Source organism: Macrococcus armenti, assembly GCF_020097135.1.
GTDB lineage: Bacteria > Bacillota > Bacilli > Staphylococcales > Staphylococcaceae > Macrococcoides > Macrococcoides armenti.
Genome location: NZ_CP083608.1, coordinates 1,527,238 through 1,551,974 on the forward strand (window position 1 = coordinate 1,527,238; position 24,737 = coordinate 1,551,974).

General features: G+C 37.7%; 26 protein-coding genes and 1 riboswitch. Of the genes, 6 read left to right on the forward strand and 20 right to left on the reverse strand.

Going from position 1 to position 24,737, the window contains the following annotated elements:
• Positions 1-79: 79 nt before the first annotated feature.
• Entirely contained in the window at positions 80-1,324 is a 1,245-nt protein-coding gene (locus tag LAU42_RS07975) for a BaiN/RdsA family NAD(P)/FAD-dependent oxidoreductase (protein ID WP_224183090.1), read from the forward strand.
• Positions 1,325-1,372: 48 nt separating this feature from the next.
• Here the strand turns inward: LAU42_RS07975 and LAU42_RS07980 are convergent, their stop codons facing one another.
• From LAU42_RS07980 to LAU42_RS07990, 3 genes are all read right to left on the reverse strand, one after another.
• Positions 1,373-1,663: a rhodanese-like domain-containing protein gene (locus tag LAU42_RS07980; RefSeq protein ID WP_224183091.1), complete on the reverse strand. Its 291-nt coding sequence runs from the start codon at positions 1,661-1,663 to the stop codon at positions 1,373-1,375.
• A gap of 8 nt (positions 1,664-1,671) precedes the next feature.
• The gene (gene leuS, locus LAU42_RS07985; RefSeq protein WP_420908201.1) at positions 1,672-4,080 is read right to left on the reverse strand and encodes a leucine--tRNA ligase; all 2,409 of its coding nucleotides are present in this window, start codon (positions 4,078-4,080) and stop codon (positions 1,672-1,674) included.
• Positions 4,081-4,409: 329 nt separating this feature from the next.
• Entirely contained in the window at positions 4,410-5,579 is a 1,170-nt protein-coding gene (locus LAU42_RS07990) for an MDR family MFS transporter (RefSeq protein ID WP_224183092.1), read from the reverse strand.
• Positions 5,580-5,665: 86 nt separating this feature from the next.
• On the opposite strand from LAU42_RS07990, the gene mnmL reads away from it, so the two are divergent.
• Together mnmL and mnmM are read left to right on the forward strand one after the other, a co-directional pair.
• Complete coding sequence (gene mnmL / locus LAU42_RS07995) at positions 5,666-6,610, forward strand: tRNA modification radical SAM protein MnmL/YtqA (RefSeq protein ID WP_224183093.1); 945 nt, start codon at positions 5,666-5,668, stop codon at positions 6,608-6,610.
• Entirely contained in the window at positions 6,607-7,158 is a 552-nt protein-coding gene (gene mnmM / locus LAU42_RS08000) for a tRNA 5-(aminomethyl)-2-thiouridylate-methyltransferase MnmM (RefSeq protein WP_224183094.1), read from the forward strand. The genes mnmL and mnmM overlap by 4 nt, the downstream gene beginning before the upstream one ends.
• 20 nt (positions 7,159-7,178) lie before the next feature.
• On the opposite strand, the gene LAU42_RS08005 is transcribed toward mnmM, so the two are convergent.
• Positions 7,179-7,583 (reverse strand): transcriptional regulator, SarA/Rot family, encoded by a 405-nt coding sequence (locus tag LAU42_RS08005; protein ID WP_224183095.1) that lies wholly within the window; start codon positions 7,581-7,583, stop codon positions 7,179-7,181.
• A 29-nt stretch (positions 7,584-7,612) separates the two neighbouring features.
• Positions 7,613-8,431: an alpha/beta fold hydrolase gene (locus LAU42_RS08010; RefSeq protein WP_224183096.1), complete on the reverse strand. Its 819-nt coding sequence runs from the start codon at positions 8,429-8,431 to the stop codon at positions 7,613-7,615.
• Between the two features lie 86 nt (positions 8,432-8,517).
• On the opposite strand from LAU42_RS08010, the gene LAU42_RS08015 reads away from it, so the two are divergent.
• Positions 8,518-9,033 (forward strand): gamma carbonic anhydrase, encoded by a 516-nt coding sequence (locus LAU42_RS08015; RefSeq protein ID WP_224183097.1) that lies wholly within the window; start codon positions 8,518-8,520, stop codon positions 9,031-9,033.
• A 37-nt stretch (positions 9,034-9,070) separates the two neighbouring features.
• Here LAU42_RS08015 and LAU42_RS08020 read toward each other — a convergent pair whose 3' ends face one another.
• The 7 genes from LAU42_RS08020 to LAU42_RS08050 form a co-directional block, all read right to left on the reverse strand.
• Entirely contained in the window at positions 9,071-9,406 is a 336-nt protein-coding gene (locus LAU42_RS08020) for a hypothetical protein (protein ID WP_224183098.1), read from the reverse strand.
• Between the two features lie 113 nt (positions 9,407-9,519).
• Positions 9,520-10,188 (reverse strand): NAD(P)H-dependent oxidoreductase, encoded by a 669-nt coding sequence (locus LAU42_RS08025; protein WP_224183099.1) that lies wholly within the window; start codon positions 10,186-10,188, stop codon positions 9,520-9,522.
• A gap of 93 nt (positions 10,189-10,281) precedes the next feature.
• Complete coding sequence (locus tag LAU42_RS08030) at positions 10,282-10,662, reverse strand: VOC family protein (RefSeq protein ID WP_224183100.1); 381 nt, start codon at positions 10,660-10,662, stop codon at positions 10,282-10,284.
• 48 nt (positions 10,663-10,710) lie between these two features.
• A complete protein-coding gene (locus LAU42_RS08035; protein ID WP_224183101.1) occupies positions 10,711-11,211 on the reverse strand; it encodes a GNAT family N-acetyltransferase in 501 nt (166 codons plus the stop codon).
• Positions 11,212-11,223: 12 nt separating this feature from the next.
• A complete protein-coding gene (locus LAU42_RS08040) occupies positions 11,224-11,889 on the reverse strand; it encodes a YjjG family noncanonical pyrimidine nucleotidase (protein WP_224183102.1) in 666 nt (221 codons plus the stop codon).
• Between the two features lie 462 nt (positions 11,890-12,351).
• A complete protein-coding gene (gene pnuC / locus LAU42_RS08045) occupies positions 12,352-13,083 on the reverse strand; it encodes a nicotinamide riboside transporter PnuC (protein WP_224183103.1) in 732 nt (243 codons plus the stop codon).
• 8 nt (positions 13,084-13,091) lie between these two features.
• Positions 13,092-14,186 (reverse strand): AAA family ATPase, encoded by a 1,095-nt coding sequence (locus tag LAU42_RS08050; RefSeq protein ID WP_224183104.1) that lies wholly within the window; start codon positions 14,184-14,186, stop codon positions 13,092-13,094.
• A 150-nt stretch (positions 14,187-14,336) separates the two neighbouring features.
• Here LAU42_RS08050 and LAU42_RS11855 point away from each other — a divergent pair, with 150 nt between their 5' ends.
• Positions 14,337-14,468, forward strand: coding sequence for a hypothetical protein (locus tag LAU42_RS11855; protein WP_277602363.1), 132 nt, complete (start codon positions 14,337-14,339; stop codon positions 14,466-14,468).
• Here the strand turns inward: LAU42_RS11855 and thiT are convergent.
• Positions 14,465-15,013, reverse strand: coding sequence for an energy-coupled thiamine transporter ThiT (gene thiT, locus LAU42_RS08055; RefSeq protein WP_224183105.1), 549 nt, complete (start codon positions 15,011-15,013; stop codon positions 14,465-14,467). The two genes, LAU42_RS11855 and thiT, sit on opposite strands and share 4 nt — an antisense overlap.
• A 296-nt stretch (positions 15,014-15,309) precedes the next feature.
• On the opposite strand from thiT, the gene LAU42_RS08060 reads away from it, so the two are divergent.
• Positions 15,310-16,302: a proline dehydrogenase family protein gene (locus LAU42_RS08060; protein ID WP_224183106.1), complete on the forward strand. Its 993-nt coding sequence runs from the start codon at positions 15,310-15,312 to the stop codon at positions 16,300-16,302.
• Positions 16,303-16,336: 34 nt separating this feature from the next.
• Here the strand turns inward: LAU42_RS08060 and ribH are convergent, their stop codons facing one another.
• The 7 genes from ribH to LAU42_RS08095 all read right to left on the reverse strand — a co-directional run bounded on the left by ribH (position 16,337) and on the right by LAU42_RS08095 (position 24,693).
• Positions 16,337-16,801, reverse strand: a complete 465-nt coding sequence (gene ribH, locus LAU42_RS08065; RefSeq protein ID WP_224183107.1) for a 6,7-dimethyl-8-ribityllumazine synthase — start codon at positions 16,799-16,801, stop codon at positions 16,337-16,339.
• Positions 16,798-17,988 carry a 3,4-dihydroxy-2-butanone-4-phosphate synthase gene (ribB, locus tag LAU42_RS08070; protein WP_224183108.1) on the reverse strand — a complete coding sequence of 397 codons (1,191 nt, stop codon included), beginning with the start codon at positions 17,986-17,988 and terminating at the stop codon, positions 16,798-16,800. Before ribB ends, ribH begins: the two co-directional genes overlap by 4 nt.
• Positions 17,988-18,611, reverse strand: coding sequence for a riboflavin synthase (locus LAU42_RS08075; protein WP_224183109.1), 624 nt, complete (start codon positions 18,609-18,611; stop codon positions 17,988-17,990). The genes ribB and LAU42_RS08075 overlap by 1 nt, the downstream gene beginning before the upstream one ends.
• A 4-nt stretch (positions 18,612-18,615) precedes the next feature.
• Complete coding sequence (gene ribD, locus LAU42_RS08080) at positions 18,616-19,641, reverse strand: bifunctional diaminohydroxyphosphoribosylaminopyrimidine deaminase/5-amino-6-(5-phosphoribosylamino)uracil reductase RibD (RefSeq protein ID WP_224183110.1); 1,026 nt, start codon at positions 19,639-19,641, stop codon at positions 18,616-18,618.
• A gap of 134 nt (positions 19,642-19,775) precedes the next feature.
• Positions 19,776-19,902: riboswitch (FMN riboswitch) on the reverse strand.
• Positions 19,903-20,493: 591 nt separating this feature from the next.
• Complete coding sequence (gene hutI / locus LAU42_RS08085) at positions 20,494-21,726, reverse strand: imidazolonepropionase (protein WP_224183111.1); 1,233 nt, start codon at positions 21,724-21,726, stop codon at positions 20,494-20,496.
• Positions 21,727-21,744: 18 nt separating this feature from the next.
• The gene (hutU, locus tag LAU42_RS08090; protein ID WP_224183112.1) at positions 21,745-23,394 is read right to left on the reverse strand and encodes a urocanate hydratase; all 1,650 of its coding nucleotides are present in this window, start codon (positions 23,392-23,394) and stop codon (positions 21,745-21,747) included.
• Between the two features lie 24 nt (positions 23,395-23,418).
• Entirely contained in the window at positions 23,419-24,693 is a 1,275-nt protein-coding gene (locus tag LAU42_RS08095; protein WP_224183113.1) for a YjiH family protein, read from the reverse strand.
• Positions 24,694-24,737: the final 44 nt, after the last annotated feature.

Here is a 24,737-nt window from a genome sequence, read left to right on the forward strand (position 1 = left end):
CATTCAAAATTATTAACTACTGAATTCATACATTTTACTATAAATTAAATGTATAATAATTTTGAACAGGAGGTCAAATATGTATCATACAATCGTAATCGGTGGCGGACCGAGCGGACTCATGGCAGCAATTAGCGCATCTGAATCCGGAAAGTCCGTACTATTAATAGATAAAAAAGACAAGCTCGGAAGAAAGTTACAAATATCAGGTGGCGGCAGATGTAATGTGACAAATCGCGTTTCTCACGAGGAACTGATTGCGCACTTACCCGGCAACGGTAAATTTTTATATAGCGCGTTTAATACATTTGATAACTTTTCTATCATAGCGTACTTCGAACAACTTGGTGTCGCACTTAAAGAAGAGGATCATGGTCGAATGTTTCCAGTATCTGATAACGCAAAGGATGTTGTAAACGCATTAAAAACGAAACTCGAAGAAAACAATGTAGAAGTCAAAACTAACAATAAAGTCGCTTCACTCTATATAGAGGATACGATTAAAGGTGTTATTTTGACCGATGACACAATTATTCAGTCAGAGAACGTTATTATTGCAACCGGCGGCAAAAGTGTACCACACACAGGTTCGACTGGAGATGGCTACGTATTCGCTGAACAGGCAGGACATACAATTACTGAATTGTTCCCTACGGAAGTGCCGATTACTTCAAGCGAACCATTTATTAAATCAAAAACATTACAAGGGTTAAGCTTACGTGATGTAGCATTAAGTGTATTGCGTAAAAACGGTAAACCACGTATTACACATCAGATGGATATGATTTTCACCCACTTTGGAATATCAGGTCCTGCAGCACTGCGCTGTTCACAGTTTGTATACAAAGAACAAAAGAGCCAGAAAAAACAAGATATCACGATGATGATCGATTGCTTCCCTGATGAGACAATCGGCGCAGTCAAAAACAGAATAACGAAACTAATTGAATCCAATAAAGATAAAGCGATTAAAAACAGTTTGAAAGGCGTTATATCAGAACGATATTTATTATTTTTATTTGAACAGGCAGAACTGAATCCAGAACATAATGGCCATCATTTAAAAAAGGAAGCAGTAGAACTGTTTTGTGAATTATTAAAAGGGTTCAAGTTTAAAGTATACGGAACACAATCAATTGAAAAAGCATTCGTAACTGGTGGCGGTGTATCCGTTAAAGAGATTGTGCCGGCAACGATGCAGTCAAAGCTACACGACAATTTATATTTCTGTGGAGAAGTTTTAGACATTCATGGTTACACTGGAGGTTATAACATTACGAGCGCTCTCGTAACCGGATACGTTGCAGGTATGAACTGCAGATAATATACAAATAAACAAAAAGGATTGAAGCGAACGCTTCAATCCTTTTTGTTATAAATATTGCTCTATTTCCGCCATGCCACCTTGTACATTGACAGCTTTAAAGTCATGTTCCATCAAATATTCTGTAACGCGCTCACTTCTAACGCCATGCGCACATACAATATAATATGTTTCATCGATTTTAAGCTCATGCATATGGTCCGGAATTGTATTCATCGGAATATGCAATGCACCTTCTATCATTCCCATCTGTACTTCAAAATCTTCTCGTACATCAATGACATTTAATGATTCGCTCTGTAATTTTCTAACAAAATCTTTACTGCTGATCTCTAGCATAAATCCTCCTAGTTCGCTACGATATTGACAAGTTTATTCGGTACTGCGATGACTTTACGTACTGTTTTTCCTTCAATTGCAGCTTGTACCGCTTCAAGTGATAAAGCGAATGTTTCCATATCTCTTTTGTCCATATCTTTTGCAATCATTGCTTTTTGTTTCACTTTACCGTTTACTTGAATCACGATTTCAACTTCATTATCTACTAGTTTACTTTCATCGTATTCTGGCCACGCTTCATAAGTAATCGTATCCGTGCCGCCAAGCTTCTCCCAAATTTCTTCCGTAATATGCGGTGCAATCGGATTTAATAATTTTACGAAACCACGTATATGATCGATATTCAGTGCTTCTGATTTATATCCTTCATTGATGAATACCATCATTTGTGAAATCGCTGTGTTGAATCCTAATGTTTCATAGTCATCTGTCACTTTCTTCACAGTCTGGTGATACACTTTATCCATCGCTTCAACAGGTTGATCCGTAATTTTTTCACTTAATGTGCCATCTTCATTAATGAGTAAACGATAAACACGGTCTAAGAATCTGCGTGCACCATCTAATCCATTTGTACTCCATGCGATTGAAGCATCAAGTGGTCCCATGAACATTTCGTATAGACGTAATGTATCAGCCCCATGACTCGCTACAACATCGTCAGGATTAACGACGTTACCTTTAGATTTACTCATCTTCTCATTACCTTCACCAAGAATCATACCTTGGTTGAATAGTTTCTGGAATGGTTCTTTCGTGTGTACAACGCCTAAGTCGTAAAGTACTTTATGCCAGAAACGTGCGTATAGTAAGTGAAGTACCGCATGTTCTGCACCACCGATGTATAAATCTACCGGAAGCCATTTTTTCAGAAGTTCAGGGTCTGCGATCATTTCTGAATTTTTCGGATCAATATATCGTAAGTAATACCAGCAGCTTCCTGCCCATTGTGGCATCGTATTCGTTTCACGGCGCCCTTTCATTCCTGTAACAGGGTCTGTGACGTTGACGAATTCATCAATATTTGCAAGTGGTGATTCACCTGTCCCTGATGGCATAATTTTATCTGTTTTCGGTAACATGAGCGGAAGTTCCTCTTCCGGAACAGTCGTCATCGATCCGTCTTCCCAAGTAATAACAGGAATTGGTTCGCCCCAGTAACGTTGACGAGAGAATAACCAGTCACGTAATTTATATGATACTTTCTTTTCACCAATCCCTTTAGCTTCAAGCATTTCAATCGCACGACGAATACCGTCTTCTTTGTTTAATCCATCAAGTTCACCAGAATGAATATGAATGCCATCTCCAGTGTACGCCGACTCACTGTCTCCACCTTCAATAACAGGTTTAATGTCCAGACCGAACTGTTTCGCAAATTCAAAATCACGCTCATCATGTGCCGGAACGGCCATAATTGCACCTGTACCATATGATGCTAATACGTAATCTGAAATCCAGATCGGCATACGTTCTCCGTTAAACGGATTAACAGCATAGCTTCCTGTAAATACGCCCGTCTTATCTTTTGCAAGATCCGTTCGTTCAAGATCAGACTTACGTGCTGCCTGTTCCTGATATGCTTTAATTGCTTCAGCTTGCGCATCTGTCGTAATAGATGCAACTAATTCATGTTCCGGTGATAATACTGCATACGTCGCACCGTAAATAGTATCCGGACGTGTCGTAAACACTTTGAATGATTGCGCTGTATTTTCAACTTCGAAAGCTACTTCCGCACCTTCAGAACGTCCAATCCAGTTACGCTGCATATCCTTTAATGACTCAGGCCAGTCAAGGTCATCTAAATCTTCAAGTAAACGATCTGCATATTCTGTAATTTTTAATACCCATTGACGCATCGGTTTACGGATAACAGGGTGACCGCCACGTTCTGATACACCATCAATAACCTCTTCATTTGATAATACTGTACCAAGTGCCGGACACCAGTTAACCGCAACTTCATCAACATATGCTAAACCTTTTTTATACAGCTGGATAAAGATCCACTGTGTCCACTTATAATATTCAGGATCTGTCGTATTAATTTCACGGTCCCAGTCATAACTAAACCCAAGTTCCTGAATTTGACGTTTAAACGTCGCAATATTTTTCTCAGTAAATTCTGCAGGATCGTTCCCAGTATCAATTGCATACTGTTCTGCAGGTAAACCGAACGCATCCCACCCCATCGGATGTAATACGTTATAACCTTGCATGCGTTTATAACGTGAAATAATATCTGTTGCAGTATAACCTTCCGGATGACCTACGTGAAGTCCAGCGCCAGACGGGTATGGGAACATATCTAACGCATAGAAATTCTTCTCTTTATGCTCAGTCGTTTTAAATGTTTGGTGATCTAACCAGTACTTTTGCCATTTCTTCTCAATCGTTTGATGATTAAAACTCATTATTATTCCTCCTTTAATATAAAAAAGACAGTCATCCCAACAATAGGGACGACTGTCATATAGACAACCGCGGTACCACCCGCAATTCACTTTAAAAAGTGCAGCTTTAATTCATTCAATTCATACACCAGCAAGTTCGCATTGCACGTTTACCAGTTCACAGCAACCACTGGCTTTCTTAAAAACGATTCATGTTACTACTCTAGTTAAATCTATCATAAAGGTTCTACATTTTTTTCGCAACCCTTTTCACGAAAGTTACATTTTTTAATTTAACACTATTATTTTTAATTGTGCGAATATTTTAAAAAATCGGTGCAATTTTTCCCTTATTCATATAAGTTAATGCGTCGATCAAATACATATAAAAATATAAATCCGATACAAATAAATATAATCATCGCAATAAACATTATATTCATATTATATTGATCTACTAAAAATCCACCGAGTAGCGGTCCGATTGCACGTCCAAGTGTCGCCGTTGAATTCACAATCCCCTGATACACACCTGTACGACCTTTTGGCGCGAGCATATTAGCAATTGTCGGTACTGCCGGCCAGACGAACATCTCGCCGATTGTTAATATAATCATACCTGCTGCAAACATCATAAATGACTGCGCAAAGCTCGTTACGATATAAGAAATGATAAAGATGACAAACCCTATCGCAATTTGTGCTTTTATTCGTGTCTGGAGTCTGTCGATAATAGGCGCAATTAATGGTTGTCCGGCGATGATTAAAACACCGTTAATCGCCCAGAGTGAACTGTATGCTTTAAGCGGGATTCCTAAATCCTGTGTATAGCTTGAAATCGTTGATTGCCATTGTACGTATCCAATCCAGCACATGCAGTATGCAGCACAAACTAAAAGTAACGCATTAAATTTAGTTTTATCCTTAATATTACCGACGTCGCGCATAACATTACTGCCAGATATGACCGGTTTAGCTGAACGGTAACCGAACAGTGCGATAAAGAAAAATACTGCATACATTAAGAAGTTTAATATAAAAATATACGTAAAACTTAGATCCGCTATAAACCCACCGAGCGCAGCACCGAGTGCGACACCGATATTCTGCGATAAATATATTGCGTTGAACGTTTTACGTCCCCCTTCTGGCCAGGCGCTTCCTGCCATCGCATAAATCGATGGGAATACGATACCAGAACCGAATCCGAGTATAACAAGCCATATTGCATACCATGGCCAGCCATGTAAAAAGATAATACCGAGTAAACTTAGCCCAGAAATAATAATTCCAATTAATATCGAGCGATAACCTCCGATTTTGTCAAACAACGTTCCACCTAATAAATTACCAAGTACCGATGCACCAGAATTGAGCATTAGTACAAATCCTGCGAGACTTAGGCTTTTGCCGAGTTCATTATGCAAATAAATTGTATTCAGTGGCCAAATTAAACTTGCACCAGTTACATTAACTGCCATACCGATGACAAGCAACCATACAATCTTTGGCATTTTCATAGATTTACCTCACCTTCTGTATGTATTTATCCCCAAATATCTCTATTATATGTTAAAATCCTTATATTAAGAAAGAGGGAAGATTTATGAAACCATTTAAATATGCATTTGATGAAAAAAGATATCATACATGGAACTATCATTTACGTAATAAATTCGGCAAGAAAATATTTAAAGTTGCACTTGAAGGTGGATTTGACTGTCCGAACCGTGATGGTACTGTCGCATTTGGCGGTTGTACGTTCTGCTCAGCAGCAGGTAGCGGTGACTTTGCAGGAGACCGTGTTGACTCGATTCCGGTTCAGTTCGAAAAAATAAAAACTAAAATGCACGAAAAGTGGCAGGATGGAGAATATATCGCATACTTCCAGGCATTTACTAATACGCATGCACCGCTCGAAGTGTTAAAGGAAAAATACGAGGCGGCACTCGCAATTCCTGGTGTTGTCGGTCTGTCCATAGCAACGCGTCCGGACTGTTTACCGGATGATGTCGTAGAATATTTAGCAGAACTTAATGAACGCACTTATTTATGGGTGGAGCTCGGATTACAAACGGTACATGAGAAAACATCAAATATTATTAACCGTGCACATGATATGCAATGTTATTATGATGGCGTTGCAAAGCTGCGTAAACATAACATTAACATATGCACGCATATCATTAACGGCTTACCATTAGAAGATTACGATATGATGATGGAAACAGCACGCGTCGTGTCACAAATGGATGTTCAGGGCATTAAAATACATCTGCTGCATTTACTGAAAGGAACACCTATGGTTAAGCAGTACGAGAAAGGCATGCTTGAATTTATGGATCAGGAAACGTACGTTAAACTTGTTGCTGATCAACTTGAAATATTACCTGAAGAAATGATTATTCACCGCATCACAGGTGATGGACCAATTGATTTAATGATTGGACCAATGTGGAGCGTGAACAAATGGGAAGTTCTAAACGGAATTGATGATGAATTAAAGCGACGTAACAGCTATCAGGGCAAATATTTTGGAGTACAGCAATGAAAGCACTCGGCATACTCCCATTTGCACGCAACTTAATTGATACGTATATTGATGAAGCCGTTACAGTCATTGATGCGACTTGTGGCAACGGTAACGATACTTTATATTTAGCAAAGCAATTAAACGGAACGGGCCATATTCATGCATTCGATATACAGCAGACAGCTATTGATAATTCCAGAATTAAGACCGCTGAATATCATAATATTACATTCCATCTTGATGGACATGAAAATGTACTGAATTATGTTCAGTCGCCAGTCCGACTTGCAATTTTTAATTTAGGCTATTTACCTAAAGGTGATAAATCTATCGTAACTTTACCTGATACGACAATTTTGGCGATTGAACGTATTTTTTCTATTCTGGAAACTGAAGGCATTATCATACTCGTTATTTATCCGGGCCATGCTGAAGGTAGAATAGAAAAAGATGCAGTATTAAATTACTTAAAGCAGTTTGATCAGGAAAAAGCACATATATATAAATATGAATTTATTAATCAGAAAAACAATCCACCCTTTATATGCGCAATAGAAAAACGCTGATCAATTGATCAGCGTTTTCATTATTCACAAATATCCATAATCGCATCAAAATGTGCTTTCATTTTATCTTTCTTTCTTTTTAAAGCATCACACGCACAGTTTACGATTTCTTCCTTAACAGCTAATTTATCTTCATTATAATAAATCATTACCGTTCGTTCATCATCTGCCGGGCGCACCTTTTTTATCCAGCCATTTTCAACTAATGTATTATAAAATCTCGTACGTTTATATGGCTTAATATTTAAATATTCATCAAGTGCTTTCATCGACATCGGCCCTTTTTCCCAGAGCGCTACCATTACGATGTATTCTTCCTTCTTTAAATTAAACTGATTGCTAATCAGATCAAATACTTCATCTATTTCTTTTTGAAGTTCATTAAGTAATACCATATCACTTACTTCATTTTTAAACTTTGACATAATTCCACCTCATAAAAACCAATATCATACTATATACCCGTTTCTTCCGTTATCAACCCAATATAATTCATTCTGTTGTTCATAAACGATTCAATGTAGTATAAAACATTCTCGCGTTCTGGTTCATTGTGTAATTCATGATATAATGTTCGCCAGTTTTTAATATAAATCTCTGAAGAATTAATTTCTCGTGTAAATAATTTTATCTGTTCAACATCAGCAACTTTATCTGCATCACTATACATGATCATCATCGGAATATCACCGATTTTATGAATGTGTTCCATCGTTGTTTTCATCGTTTCGATAATTGATTTATATAAATTAAAACTTACTTTTTGAACCATTAACGTATCCTTTTTAAGTTCATCTATATTTGATTGATCACGCGTTAAATTTTCAAGCGGAATATTCATATCAAACTTCGCTTCTTTTGAAATTGAGCTGAGTCCTGAAGCTAAAAAGTTCTTTCGTGTTGTAACTGTATTCTGGAACCCGAATAGTGGTGAAATAAATACTATGCCTTCCAGCTTTAAATTTACGCTTTCCAGTAAGTTCGTAATAATAAGACCACCAAGTCCGATACCAACTAAAAATACAGGTAAATGATATTCTTCAGCGACATCAATCCACTCTAATACTTTTTCTCCATACTCATCAAATGATTCAATATGGCCACGATTAACACGTGATGTCTGTCCTTGTCCCGGTAGATCTCCCATAATGACATGATAACCATCCCGACGCAATCGTGTAATAAACCACGCGTATCTTCCGTGATGTTCTAATATATTATGAACGACGACAACAACGCCTTTAGGTGTACGTTCTGTTTCCCACTTCCACATAGTTATGCTCCTTTAATGTTTCTAACCTCTGTATATTAATGATAAAATCATTATAACAAAAAAAATTATTTAATGGAGGGAAATATATGCTATATGAGTATGATGGCATGATGCCTGAAATTGATGTCAGTGCATTTGTTGCACCGAATGCAGTTATTACCGGTGACGTTAAAGTAGGACGCGACGCTACGATTTGGTATGGGACTGTTATTCGAGGAGACGTAGCACCTGTATCGATTGGAAACGGAACGAATGTACAGGATTTATGCTGTTTACATCAGTCTGGTGGAAAACCACTTATCATCGAAGACAACGTAACAATTGGTCACCGTGTTACACTTCATTCACCAATCATTCGAAAAAATGCATTGATCGGGATGGATTCAACAATTCTTGACGGTGCTGAAATTGGTGAGAACGCGTTTATCGGTGCAGGTTCACTCGTACCACCCGGCAAGAAAATTCCACCGAACACTTTAGCGTTCGGTCGTCCTGCTAAAGTGATTCGCGAACTAACAGAAGAAGATAAAAAGGAAATGGCTGCAAATATTGAGCGTTATATCTCAAAAGGAAAGCAGTACAAAAAAATTCACGAACAATAAAAAGGTGATGTGAGACAAGTCTCACATCACCTTTTTATTAAGCAATTCCAAATTTTCTATGCATGAATGGTGTAGCAGCAATAATGAAGCTTAATAAAAATTCATAGAACATAGAGAAAAAATTCGTAAAGAAGAATGTTACGTTATGAAATAATACCGCTCCGATACCTTCTGCACCGTATAAGAAGTTTACATCGATTGCATTATCAATTAAGTTTAATACGATGATAACAACAGCCATCGTCCATGCTTTTTTCGTAAAAATTGCAACGATTAACGCAATAATCGTAATTAAAATTGGTTCAAAAACGAACATCTGGAAAAATGGATCGAGTGGAGTTCCAAAAATATAAAACGCCATATCTTTAAACATATAGACACCTCTTCATTTATAAATCTAAGACATCTTTATCTTAACACCATTCAATCAATTTAGATGTTAAGATTTCTTAAAGATTGGCGTATTTCTTTACATTAAATTAACAATTAAAATGTTGTAACGACATCATCGTAATCACGACGTACTTTCGGACGTTTCGGTCCTTCTGCACGATAGCCGAAAGCGACCATTACTGAAATGCCTTCTAATTCAGGGTTCATAACACCATGTTTCGCTAATATGTCGTTAACAACTTCATAATTAAATCCTTCAATCGGGCATGAATCAATACCAATTTCAGCTGCTGCTGTCATCATGTTTCCGAGCGCAATATACGTCTGTTTACTCGCCCAGTCAAATAATGCGCGTTCATTATTTGCAACATCAATATCATTCGTCTGGAAGCTTTCATATATGCCAATCATCTTCTGTAATATTTCGTTGTTGTTTACACGTGGTCCGAAATGATTTTTAAATAATTCAGAATCATAACGTGCATTTCGTTTCGCTAAAATTAATACGAAGTGACTCGCAGTATCTAACTGACCTTTCGCTGCACCCCAGCCTACTTGTTTAATTTCTTCTTTAACCGTTTCATTTTCTAAAATTATGAAACGCCACGGCTCTAAACCAATTGACGATGGACTCAGGCGACCGACTTCTAGAATGAATTTCATATCACTTTCATCAACCGGTTTATCCTTATCAAATACTTTCGTAGCAAAGCGATAATTATGCGCTTCTAAAATTTGTGCTTTTAATTGTTCATTATTCATATTATCCCTTCTTTCATCTTGATAATATGTAATAAATGCATGCATGTAAAGTAGAACGAATTATAAAAAAAGAAGCCCTGAATGGACTTCAAATTATTTTTCTTCAATTACCGCAAAATAATTGCCTTCATAATCCGAGAAATTAAATACAGTTCCATGTGGTAATTCCATTACATCACCGACTGTAATCCCCTTACCATGCATATGCTCACGTAATTTAATCGCGTTGTCTGTTTTAAACATGAGTGATGGCGTTTCTAGACTAACCATCGGGCTGTATTTCTTAATAAATTCCTGGTCAAATATTACGATAGAAGTTTCGTTACTTTCCTGTGGTGCAATTTCAAACGAACGGTATCCTTCTGGTAGTCCCTCTTCCTTAATGACATGAAATTGAAGCGCATCATTAAAAAACTTGATTGATTGTTCCTGGTCTTTAACGTAAAGCATTACTTGATTTAATTGTGTTATCATATATTCACCTCTTGTACATCATATAATATCACACAACATTTTACGAATTTAAAGATACAGATTCATTAAAATCGCATCTTTATATACTCCATTCACTTTAGAAAAATTTTTAAAATAACCAATCTCTTCAAAACCGAACTTCTTATAGAGTTTAATTGCCGGTTCGTTATCACGATATACTTCAAGTGTAATAATTTCGATAGCTTCTGACTTCGCAAAATCAATAAGCGCCTGCATCATATTGCTTCCAATACCCTGACCCCAGTGTGACTGGCGTATTGAAATTGCTAGTCGTGCCTGATGACTGATTCTCTCACGCATATTACCACCTATATTACCAATCCCGACGACTTCATCATCATCAATCGCAACCAGCATAATATCCTTCTCTCGTGAAGCGATGTTTGATAAGATAATGCGTTCTGATTCAACTGAAATATTCAGCCCTTCACTACCGAACAATAAATTATCTGTCTCGCTACCGACAATTTTGCAATAACGAAGAATACGTTCAGCATCACGCACTTCTGCACTTCTGATTTCTACCATAAAGCATCCCCCTTATAAAATGTGCTTAATCTCATCCAGATGCGCTATACAATACGTTGCATCGACTGTTTTAGAGCCGTAGTAACAACTATCTATCCCAAACTGATTCGCACCGATAATATCAGAAGAATAAGTATCACCGATCATTAAAACTTCTGAAACATCTGTAACGCCAAGCTTCTCAATACAATGCTTGAAAAACTGATGATGCGGCTTTTCAAAACCGATTTCTTCAGATATGAAGTGATGAGAGAAATAATCTAATATACCCGCATCCTTCATACGTTTCATCTGTGTGTAGAACACACCATTTGTCGCAGAACAGATGATGTAACCTTCAGCCATTAAATAATCAAGAAAATCACGTGCACCTTCAACTAAATCATGACTATTATTAATATGAGTTCTGAAAATCTGCTCTTTCTCCGCTCCATCAACATCAATATTAAGCGTTTTGAAAAATGCTTCAAAACGATGCGTCAGCACGTGACGCTTATCAACCTTACCCGCTTCAAGCTCACGCCATAAACCGATATTGATATCATGATAACGTGCATATAAATCTTCATTAAACGTAATCCCCTCAGACTCGAACACATGTTTAATCGCTGTTTCCTCACCCTGTTTAAAATCTAGAATCGTATTATCTAAATCACATAAAATATATTTGTACATCATAAATTCCTGACTGCAAATTATTTAGAGATTACATTCATAATCTCCTGAAACTTTACACGAAATGACTTCCCTTTTGAAAAGAGAATATTTAAAATCTCCACCTGCTTCTGATTATTGATAATCTGCATTGTTTTTCTCCTTATCGAAAGATTTTTTAAAGTATAGGATAACTAATGTTCCTATGATAACGTTTAAAGCAGTAAATGTAATTGTAGATATTGTAACATATTCGTCGCGTATATTACTCTGGGGAAAGATGTGGCATGAGTTTTATTTTTACGTGCCACTTTGAGGGCTTTTTCTCTGTTGCACATGCCAAGGTGGCACGTGTTTTATTTTTACGTGCCACTTTGAGGGCAGTTGCTGGGTTGTAATTATCTATATGGCTCATGTTTATTTTTTATGAGCCAACTCACCAGAATTCCCTGCAAAATAAAAAAACCGGCGACTGCCGGTTTCATTTTAAGATACAAAATGAATGTTCTGTAATTTTTTCCAGTTATAATATCCATAAACACTGTTAATTAATGAAGCAAACCACATAACTGCCATAGTTACACTCGTTACATCTACTTCACCTTTTAACACCATTGCTCTAACCCATAATGAAATAGATACTACATTAACTGCCATCCAGAAGAACCATTGCTCTTTAAATCTTAATGTCATCAATGTTTGTCCGATAATGTTTAAACTTACATTCAGACTATCTAAATATGGCTGTTTTGCATTTATCATCGTTAACACTGTGGATACTGCTGCATACAATATTGCTGTAAAAATTGCTGTTGATATCCATCCTTTAGAATCAAGTCCTTTAGTATCGACATCTTTAACTTCTGGATCGTCGGTAATGTGATCTGAGTGTCTATTTTTAACCCAAGTTGCGAAACCTAAGAACTGAAACACGATAAAGACAACTTGTAATCCAACTTCTCCATATAGTCCATGTTGGTAACTAATCCATCCATACAAAGAGACGCTGATTAAACCATATACGAATGTTGATAATCTTCCTTTTGCGCTCATAATAAGACATAGTACCAATGTCACACTCGCCACGACATTCAGCCAATCTGTGCTGCCATCAACGATTCTGAAGTAAACGAGTATTGCAACTTGAACGAGCATAAAAAGGCCGAAAAATAGTTTTTCATATGTTGTAAATCCTTTAAAGTCTTTTATTAAAAACATATGTCCTCCTAGTTATCTTTACCATCTGCAAGTATTTCGTCAACGAGACGATGTGCTTCTTCGTATTTCTCCTGGAAACTTTCTCCTTTAAGTACAACCATTCTATCTTCAAGTCCTTGATATTTAATTTCGTCAAGGAACATCTGATGCATATCAAGGCGTGCTTTTTCATCTGCCATCGACATATCGCGGAAGCCATCATCTACATATTTTGTTGTCGGTGGTAATACGATAATCAGCGCCCACGTTTGCAATGAGATGTAATAATCAAACACCGGTGCAATTTTTTCGTAATCTTCTTTTGGTGCATACAGTTTCGTATAAAGTTTCGTCGTCATTACGTCTGTATCTGCAAAGAATACTTTTCGTGTCCCTGGTGAATGAATATGTTTTCGGTTCAGTTCAAACTGACCAATTCCGATTGCATGTAAGTCTTTAATATCCAGTTCATCATCGCGTACTTGTCTCGTCGTCTGATATTCTCTTGAATATTCTAATGAATAGGACGTTGAATATCTTCTCGCTAAATCTCGTACGAGTGTTGTTTTCCCTGTACTTGCAGTTCCGATAACTAAAATGTTTTTAACGAAAAATCTTCTGAATGGACGCGTGACATAATCCCAGTTGAAGATTGGATTTTCGCGGATTGATGTTCCACTGATCCCTGTAATTCTTCTATCTACTTTCGTAATTTGAACGTCTGTAGTATAAAATGCTTTCGTAAAGTACGTTTCTAGTGGTTCAATGTATTCTTCTTCACCTACATAGAACGTTACCGATTCCATAGGTAGTTGTAAACTTTCAACTTGTGATGTGATTTTATCACGCAATAAATCTAACCACGGTGCCCATCCAGCAGGATATCTCGGAACGTTCGTTTCATCTAATGTGACAACTGTTACATTCTCATCATCTTTCAGTAATTCACGCATTGCTTTTACGCGATTTGTCAAACTCATTCCTGCTTTATCTCCACGATCATCATCATAGCCTGATACAATTACGAGCGCATTTTTATTCTCACGTTTCGCTCTGATTATTTGTTCCAGATGCCCGACATGACATGGTGCAAATGTTCCAAAGTATACCCCTAAGTCTCTCATTCTATTTCTCCTTTTTTATATTTCTTTTATTATAACAATTAAATTAAATCTTGCACTTTTAAATTTACAAAGATATACGATAAATTAATACAAGTTTTATAATCCTTTAACAATTACGTATTACAATGTAATTAATTGAGGAGGCGCAAGATGAAATTATTAAAGAAAGTGGTTATCGCTTTTTTCGTTATCATCTCTTTACCCGTTTTTATAGAAGTTAGTTCAGAACCTATCAATAATGATTTAATTGCTGAACAAAAAAAAGCTCTGTCAAATGACTAGAGCTTCTCTACTTTAAATAATTTAGGTGCCACTGTAAATAATATTAATAAAATGACGATACATGTAACACCGTTAATAAGTGCAACTTGTCCGTTATACACTAATGAATACAACCAAGCTGGCTGCCCTTTCGGCGCATATGCACCGAAATATACCCATCCCGATATAAAGTGAATAAAATAACGGGCAAAGATGCCGACTGCACTGAATAATATTACTTTCAAATGTGTAACGGGTAAGCTTCTTAATCCGGCTAGTCCAATTAATGTGAACGCAAATGCGTAATCAAGAAAGCCCTGCAATGGGTGTACAATACTTCCTGCTGCATCCCCTAATGCAATTTGGAGCAATCCCCATAAGAAACCTGCTGCCATACCTGCTTTAACACCACGTCTTAATGACAATAGCAGTACAGGCACCATTGAAAAACTTAAACTCATCCCGAAAAATACCATCTTCATTTGAGAATCAATAAAATCCAGCACCATCGCAAATGCCGCCATCATCGCGATTTCTAATAATACAACCGTTCTTCCTCTGTTCATAACCAACATCCTTTCTATTGCTTATGAACCAGAAGCCACATTCCTGCGCAAGCATTACCTTACAGGTTCAAGCGTTTAATCTCAGCACAATCGGCACCGCTTGTGGTTCATAGCACCTCTATTTTACACAAGTTAAATATTTTTTCAATACATGCATTAATATTTTGAAAAAAGATATGCGTTAAACAAGTTATTTTACACAAAAATAATAAATAATTAATAAATTTGTTTTGACGTTTTAAAGCGTTTTCATTATCATTGATAATAATGGAAGAAAAAAATGGAGGGTGAAAATTATGGGTTTAACAAGAGATTTTTTTATTAAATTAAGTGAGAACGAAACTTTAAATTCAGCAGCAAAGAAATACGGTTTAGCATTAGGAGCACACAAAGTTGTTGCAGGTACAGACGTTGAAACGACGATTAAATCAATTCGTGCATTAAACGCACAAAACATCTCTGCTACAGTAGATAACTTAGGAGAATTCGTATTCTCTAAAGAAGAAGCGACTGAAGCGAAGGAAAATATATTAGAAATGATTCAAGCTTTATATGATGCTGGTGTTGATGCACATATGTCTATTAAATTAACACAGATTGGTCTAGATGTAGACCCTGAATTCTGTTATGAGAACGTACGTGAAATCTTATTAAAAGCGCACGAATGCGGTAATATGCACGTAAATATGGATACAGAAGATTACAATCATACTGTACAGACATTTGAAATGTTAGATCGCTTAAAGGGCGAATTCAAAAATGTTGGTACAGTAATTCAGGCTTACCTTTTCCGTGCATCTGAAGAAATCGATAAGTATCAGGACGTGCGTTTACGTCTAGTTAAAGGTGCTTATAAGGAAGATGCTTCTGTTGCTTACCAATCTAAAGAAGATATTGATGCAAACTACATTAAGATTATCGAGCAACGTTTATTAAATGCTAAAGCAATGACATCTATTGCTACGCATGATCATAACATTATTAACCACGTTAAGAAGTTTATTGAACAGCACAACTTAAACAAAGATTTAATCGAATTTCAGATGTTATATGGATTCCGTACTGAATTACAAGTTGAAATTGCAAATTCAGGTTATAACTTCTGTACGTATGTGCCATACGGTCAGGATTGGTACGGATACTTCATGCGTCGTTTAGCAGAGCGTCCGCAAAACTTACAACTTGTTTATAAATCAATCGTAACACCAGAAGTTAAGAAAAATGCCGGCATCGTTGCTGGTGCAGCAGTTGGTGTGATTGCATTATCAAAACTATTTAAACGTAAATAAAAATATCCCCCATGTGATTACATGGGGGATATTTTTATATTTCATCCATCATCTTATTTAAGTTCGCCATTTCGATTGCACTAATTGCTGCTTCTCCACCTTTATTACCTGCTTTCGTTCCAGCACGTTCAATCGCCTGTTCAATACTTTCTGTCGTAACAACACCGAAAATTACCGGCGTTCCATATTCTCCTGCTTTTGCGATTCCTTTTGCCGCTTCGTTACATACATAATCATAATGCGTTGTCGCACCACGAATGACACATCCTAATGTAATTACTGCATCGTACTTGTCCTTTTGCGCAAGTTTTGACGCAGCAAATGGTAATTCAAATGCACCCGGCACTAAAAATGTATCGATATCTTCTTTTAATACACCGTGACGTTCTAAAGTATCAATTGCACCTTCCGTCAGACGGTCAGTAATAAAATGGTTGAATCTTGATGTAATAACTGCGATTTTTAATCCTTCACCTGTTAATTTTGCACTATAGTTCATATTAAATTCTCCTTTAGTAAATGTCCTAGTTTTTGTTTTTTTGTTTCTAAATAATTTTTATTTTCATCAACACTTTGAAATTGATGCGGAATACGTTCAATCACTTCAATACCATAGCGTTTTAAACCTTCGATTTTACGCGGATTATTCGTCAGCAATTCTACTTTATGCACGCCGAGATTACGTAGCATTGATGCTGCAACGGCATAGTCACGTAAATCACTGCCAAATCCAAGCGCGTGATTTGCTTCTACTGTATCCATGCCCGCTTCTATTTTTTCATATGCTTTCAGTTTATTAATCAGACCGATACCGCGTCCTTCCTGACGCAAATAAAGTAATATACCGCCATGCTGTTCAATATGCTGCATCGCTTCTTCCAGCTGCTTACCACAATCACAACGTTTACTATGGAAGACATCACCTGTCAAACATTCTGAATGCATGCGAATATGCGGGATACCTTTATATGGTTTAACGTATGCAACATGTTCTTTATCAGAATAGATTTCTTTAAATCCATACATCTGGAATGTCCCGAAATCAGTTGGCATATGCACTTTCGCTTCACGTGTTACAAGTGGTTGTGTTGATTTAATATAATCAATAATCGCATCGATTGTAATCATCTTCAGCTCATGCTTTTCTTTATAAACGACTAAATCATCACGTCTTGCCATCGTACCATCATCTTTAATAATTTCGCATATAACACCCGTCTCACTTGCACCTGTCAATTTCGCTAAATCAACACAAGCTTCTGTGTGGCCTTTACGATGAAGTACGCCACCTTCCTTTGCAATTAACGGGAAAATATGCCCTGGCTGATTGAAGTCGGATAACGATACATTATCATCTGCGAGTGCTTTCACTGTCATATAGCGTTCCTTCACACTAATGCCTGTCGTCGTATCGCGGTGATCAATACTAATCGTAAACGCTGTTTTGTTCGGATCCTGATTGTTTATCGTCATCGGTAATAATCCAAGCTTTCCGTTTAATGCGTGAGAAATCGGTGCACATACAAGACCTCTTGCATGCTTGATCATAAAATTAATTGTTTCTTCAGTCATATAGTCTGTTATTGCAATAAGGTCGCCTTCATTTTCACGATCTTCGTCATCGACTACTATAATGGGTCTCCCCGCCTTTAAATCTTGCAGCGCTTCTGTAATTGAATCAAACATTACATCATCATCTCCAGTTTAGATAAAGTGAGTGTGTCACTCGACTTCATTTGATTAATTATATATTTGCCGAGCATATCAAATTCAATATGAACTTTGTCGCCAGTGTTAAGCGTGTTAAGCATCGTACTACGAACCGTTTCAGGAATAATGTTCAATGTGATCGTATCGCTCAGTTCAAAAATCGTGAGAGAAATTCCATTCACAGCAATTGAGCCTTTCGAAATGACATTTTGTCTATATTGTGGTGGACAATCAAGCTCAATAATATATGTGTTGCGTTTTTGCTGAATGCGTTTTACAACGACACTCGTATCGATATGACCACTGACAAAATGACCACCAAGACGCGTTGTCGGCAGCAATGCACGTTCTAAATTAACTTTCGTCCCAACTTTCATCGTACTGAATAAAGTAATTGAACGAGTACCACGTACGATATCTCCAGTAAATGATGTACTATTAAATGACGTTACCGTTAAACATACACCGTTTACGCTAATTGAATCACCAATATTTATATCGGATAATATTTTTTGACAGAGAATCGTCATTTCTGTCGTTTCACTTTTCTGTTTCATTTGAGAAATTGTACCGACTTCTTCTACGATACCTGTAAACAAGAGATCACGCCTTTCTGTAAATTAAGAGTACGTCGTCATCGAATTGATTTACAGAGACAAGATTAAATTGCGTCATATCACGCATTGAGGAATGAGTATCAGTTGTTAAAAACTGATGTTTTGAAGTTCCACCTAACAGTTTCGGGGCAATGTAGTGGTGTATTTCGTTATAACACTTTGCTTCTATAAATGTGCGGATTGTCTGCATACCGCCTTCAATTAATAAATTACGGATGCGCTGTTTATATAGCGCTTTTAATATATGTTCTGGACTTAAATGCGGAACATGGATGACAGTCACGCCTTCGATATGCTGCTCGATGGCTGAAACTATGATTAAACGCGACCTATCATAATCGTTATCATCTTGCGTATTTAATACAAATGGACCATTTGTAACGATGACTTTTTTTATGTATTTATCTTTATAAAGTCTCGCGTCAAGTGTCGGTGTATCTTCTTTATATGTATTGTACCCGACCATAATCGCATCCATCCCGTAACGCACTTTATGTGCATGCGCACGTGACTTCTCATTTGTAATCCATTTGCTTATGCTTTCATCATCTGCAGTTTTACCATCAATTGTCGTTGCCATCTTAATTGTGACATATGGCAGTGAAGCTGTTTTACTCGTGAAAAATGGCGCATAAAAGTCATCAATTGCTTTACATTCCACTTTTTCAACTTCAACGCCTTCTGACTGCATATACTTCACACCTGAAGATAACGTCACATCAGACGCTGCATATACGACCTTTTTAATTCCTGCATTGACGATTTTTTCAGTGCAAGGTGGCGTTTTCCCGTGATGAGAACACGGTTCAAGTGTACAGTAGAGCGTTGCACCTTTCGCATGAATGCCTGCCATATTAATTGCATTCACTTCAGCATGCGCCTCACCTTCAGTCAAATGTGCACCAATCCCGACGATACGATCGTCTTTTACGATGACACAACCGACTGCCGGATTCATGCCAGTCTGTCCCTCAGTCCATTTTACTAATTCAAATGCTTTGTTAATATACATCTGTTCCTCCTATAAAAAAATCTCCCGAACAAAATATGCTCGGGAGATTGAAATTTAGGTTCAACAAATAAGACCAAAAAGTAGTTTGATTGTGATTTTAGACATCAACAAATAAACCATTGCTTAATGGTGTCCTATTCTTTCTCCCATCCAGACTTTAACTGTCGGCCTCTGATTTTCAAAGAGTCAGCCTTATGCACTGCATAAGGGTCGCGGGCTATCACCGCCGGTTGGGAATTTCACCCAGCCCCGAAAGAATGTTATTAACTTGTCTGTCAATTACGACAATTTAATCGTATCGAAGTTTGACAGAAAAATCAATGGAAAGATTTCTGGATGATGTAGGTGGATGTTGATGAAGCGTGAAAATTGCTGAGTGTTCATTATACGAAGTGAACATCATCTTGACATGATCATTTTCAGCAATAGAAACGAAAGTGGCACGTGTTTTATTTTTACGTGCCACTTCAGCACACTTTAGCTCACGTTCTTTTTCAAAGTGGCACGTGTTTTATTTTTACGTGCCACCTCAGCACACTTTAGCTCACGTTCTCTTTCAAAGTGGCACGTGTTTTATTTTTACGTGCCACTTCAGCACACTTTAGCTCACGTTCTCTTTCAAAGTGGCACGTGTTTTATTTTTACGTGCCACCTCAGCACACTTTAGCTCACGTTCTCTTTCAAAGTGGCACGTGTTTTTATTTTACGTGCCACCTCAGCACACTTTAGCTCACGTTCTCTTTCAAAGTGGCACGTGTTTTATTTTTACGTGCCACCTCGCTTCTCCCTCTCCACTTCCCAATATCATTCCACAAAAAATCACCCTCAACTTAATGCTGAGGGCGACTTTCACTATTTCAATTTAAATTCATTTTCTACTATTACTTTACCTTTATGAATTACTTTTTCTGCATGGTTTACGCCGTAATGATATGGTACGTACTCATGGTTTTTCGCATGCCAAATGACTATGTTCGCTTCGTCTCCTGTATTGATCGTTCCAGCATCTAACCCGATTGCTTTTGCTGCGTTTACTGTAACAGCATTCCATATTTCTTTCGGTGATAATTTTAATTTCAATGCTGCGATACTCATCACCATCTGTAAGTTGCTCGTTACACAACTTCCCGGATTGTAGTCTGTTGCAATCGCAATTGCGCCGTTATTATTTAACATACCTCGTGCATCTGCGTATTCATTTTTATCGAGGTAGAATGTCGTTCCTGGTAATAATACTGCTACTGTATCGCTATCTTTCAGCATTTGTTTACCTTTTTCGCTCGCTGCGACTAAATGGTCAGCACTTATTGCATCTTCTTCAATTGCAAGTTCTAACCCACCGAGTGGATCAATTTCATCAGCATGAATTTTCACTGGCATACCGAGTTTTTTCGCTGCCTGCATATATTCACGAGACTGATCGATTGTAAATACTCCTGTTTCACAGAATATATCTGCAAAGTCTGCTAAATCCTTCACTTGTTCCAGATCATTAATGCATTCTTTAATAAATGTGTCGCTGTCTTTATCTTTCGGTACAGCATGTGGGCCTAAGTACGTATGTTTCATATTAATGCCGTACTTTTCCTGTAATTTTTTCGATACGCGTAACTGCTTAAGTTCATGTTCTAAGCTTAAACCGTAACCACTTTTACTTTCAACGCTTAATACACCGTGATGAATCATGCGTAATAATTCATGCTCTGCTTTTTCGAATAATTCTTCTTCAGTTGCTTCACGTGTTGCTTTCACTGTTGAGTGAATGCCGCCACCTTGTTCTAATATTTCAAGGTATGATACGCCTTGACGTTTCAGACTCATCTCATGCTCACGTGAGCCACCATGTACTAAGTGTGTATGTGCATCGACGAGTGCTGGCGAAACAGTCTTACCTTGTGCGTCAATTGTTTCAGCCGCAACATACTCATCGTTAAATTCACCGGCATATACAATTTTGCCGTCTTTAATTACAACTGTTCCGTTTTCTATAATTTTAAGGTCTGCAAGTTCTGCACCTTTTAAAGGTTTGTCTGTCTTCTTCGGTAATATCAGTTCACTAATGTTTTGAATTATTAAATCGTTCATCATAACCATCCTTATCCATTATTTGTCAAGCATTGGTACATTGATGCCTTTTTCTTTCGCGACATTAACTGCAATATCATAACCTGCGTCAACATGACGAACTACACCCATACCTGGATCCGTTGTAAGCACGCGTTGTAATCGTTCTTCTGCGTTTTTCGTACCGTCTGCCACAACGACCATACCAGCGTGTAATGAGTATCCCATACCAACGCCACCACCGTGGTGGAATGAAATCCATGAGCCACCTGCTGCTGTGTTGATCAATGCGTTTAATACTGCCCAATCTCCTACTGCATCACTGCCGTCCTGCATACTTTCAGTTTCACGGTTCGGGCTTGCAACGCTTCCTGCATCTAAGTGGTCACGTCCGATAACAATCGGTGCTGAGATTTCTCCTGTTTCAACAAGTTTATTCAGTGCTAATCCCATTTTAGCGCGTTCACCGTATCCGAGCCAAGCGATACGTGATGGTAACCCCTGGAATGCAATCTTTTCACTTGCTAAGTCTAACCAGCGCATTAATTTCTTATTGTCTGGGAATAATTTACGCATCTCTTCATCTGCACGTTCGATATCTTTCGGATCTCCACTTAATGCTGCAAAGCGGAATGGTCCTTTTCCTTCGCAGAATAACGGACGAATATATGCTGGTACGAAACCTGGGAAGCTGAATGCATCTTTAACACCTTCATCAAATGCAACTTGTCGAATATTGTTACCGTAATCAAATGCAACTGCACCACGCGCTTTATATTCAAGCATGTACTCAACATGTTTCGCCATTGATTTTTTCGCTAGACGAACGACTTCTTCAGGATTTTCTTTACGCATTTTAACAGCTTCTTCAAGTGTGTATTCCACTGGTACGTATCCGTTTAACGGGTCATGTGCACTCGTCTGATCCGTCACGATATCTACTTTAAAGTCCTTGTCTAGCAGCTCTTTATACACATCTACTGCATTACCTACAAGACCGATTGATAGTGCTTCTTTTTTCTCTTTCGCTTCGTTTGCTAAACGAATCGCTTCATCTACACTGTCTGTTTTCACATCACAGTAACGCGTTTCAATACGCTTATCGATACGGCTTTCATCCACATCAATACCGATGACTACCCCACCATTCATCGTTACAGCTAAAGGTTGCGCACCACCCATACCGCCAAGTCCTGCAGTAAGTGTAATTGTACCTGCTAAATCTCCACCGAAATGCTGGTTCGCAAGTTCACCGAATGTTTCATATGTCCCTTGCACAATCCCTTGAGATCCGATATAGATCCAGCTACCTGCTGTCATTTGTCCATACATCATTAACCCTTTTTTATCTAGTTCGTTAAAGTGCTCCCAGTTCGCCCATTTCGGAACTAACACTGAGTTTGATAGTAATACACGTGGTGCCTGATCATGCGTTTTAAATACAGCAACTGGTTTACCAGACTGTACGAGTAATGTTTCGTCCTTTTCTAAATTGCGTAAACTGTCCACAATCGCATCGAAACTTTCCCAGTTACGTGCAGCTTTACCGATACCTCCGTATACGACAAGGTCTTCGGGATGCTCCGCAACTTCTGGATCTAAGTTATTATAAAGCATTCGTAATACCGCTTCCTGCTCCCAACCTTTACATTCGATTTCTAACCCTTTTTTCGCTCTAATATTTCTCATTTTAATAGCCTCCTATGTTATAAATTAAAAAATTAATAATGCAAGTGGAATTGTAATGATTAATGTTAGTAATACACGTTCAAACCATATAACAACGAGTTTCCATATCGGTATTTTTATATCCGTTGATAAAATAACCGGTACAACGCTTGAGAAGAATACAATTGCTGAAATACTCATAACACCTGTCGTAAAGCGTGTAACTAAGTCAGCTTCCTGTGCTATTGCAGCAGGTAGCAGCATCTCGATAATAGATATCGTTGATGCTTCAGCAAGCACCGGAACATCTATACCTGGAAACAGTGATAATACCGGATAGAAAATAAATGATATGTATTTAATAATCGGCGTGTACTTCGCAATGATTAGTCCGAGCAAACCTACCGACATAATTGACGGTAATATTGCCATCGTCATAACGACGCCATCTTTAATATTGATTTTTACGTTTTCCCATAAGCTGTTACATTGTTTTACAGCATCTTTTGCGTCCAGCCACGCTTCATTTAAAAGTGATGTCCCACGAGATACTTCTTCTTTATATGGCTGATTGTTATACGTTTCAGTCGATTCAAATCGAATCGGTGGAATATGAACCGTTATCGCAGTTACGATAAATGTGACAATGAGCGTAAACCAGAAGAATAAATTCCAGTGCTCCATAATGCCGAGTGTATTCGCAACGATAATCATAAATGTAGCAGATACTGTTGAGAAACCTGTTGCAATAATGACAGCTTCTTTATGATTATAATGTCCATCTTTATACACTTTATTTGTAATCATCAGTCCAATTGAATAACTTCCGACGAACGATGCGACAGCATCAACAGCTGATTTTCCCGGCGTATTAAATACAGGACGCATAAACGGTCTGCACAGTACACCGATAAATTCAAGCAACCCGTATCCGACTAGAAGTGATAAAAATATCGAGCCGATTGGGATGAGAACACCTAACGGAATTGCAAGCTTTTCATATAGAAATGGTCCTAAGTCTTTACTCAGTACAAATGACGGTCCGAAGTTAAATACAACCATCAAGCTGACGACTACGCCGAGTACTTTTAACATTGAAAATGATAAATCTGTAAAACTTTTATTCCACGTTCCTTTAATAAATGGATAAATTGCTCCGATAAAAATTAATACGAGTGCATAATACGGTAATACCGGCGCAAAAAACTGCTTCACCCATCCAACGAGATGATCAATCATTATCGTATTCGTTTCTCCAATCGTTATAGGAACAAAGAAAAAGAAAATTCCGATAAAGCTATAAACGAAGAACTTCCACACATGGCCACCTCCAAATTAATTCAATTTTCTGAATACATTTTCAT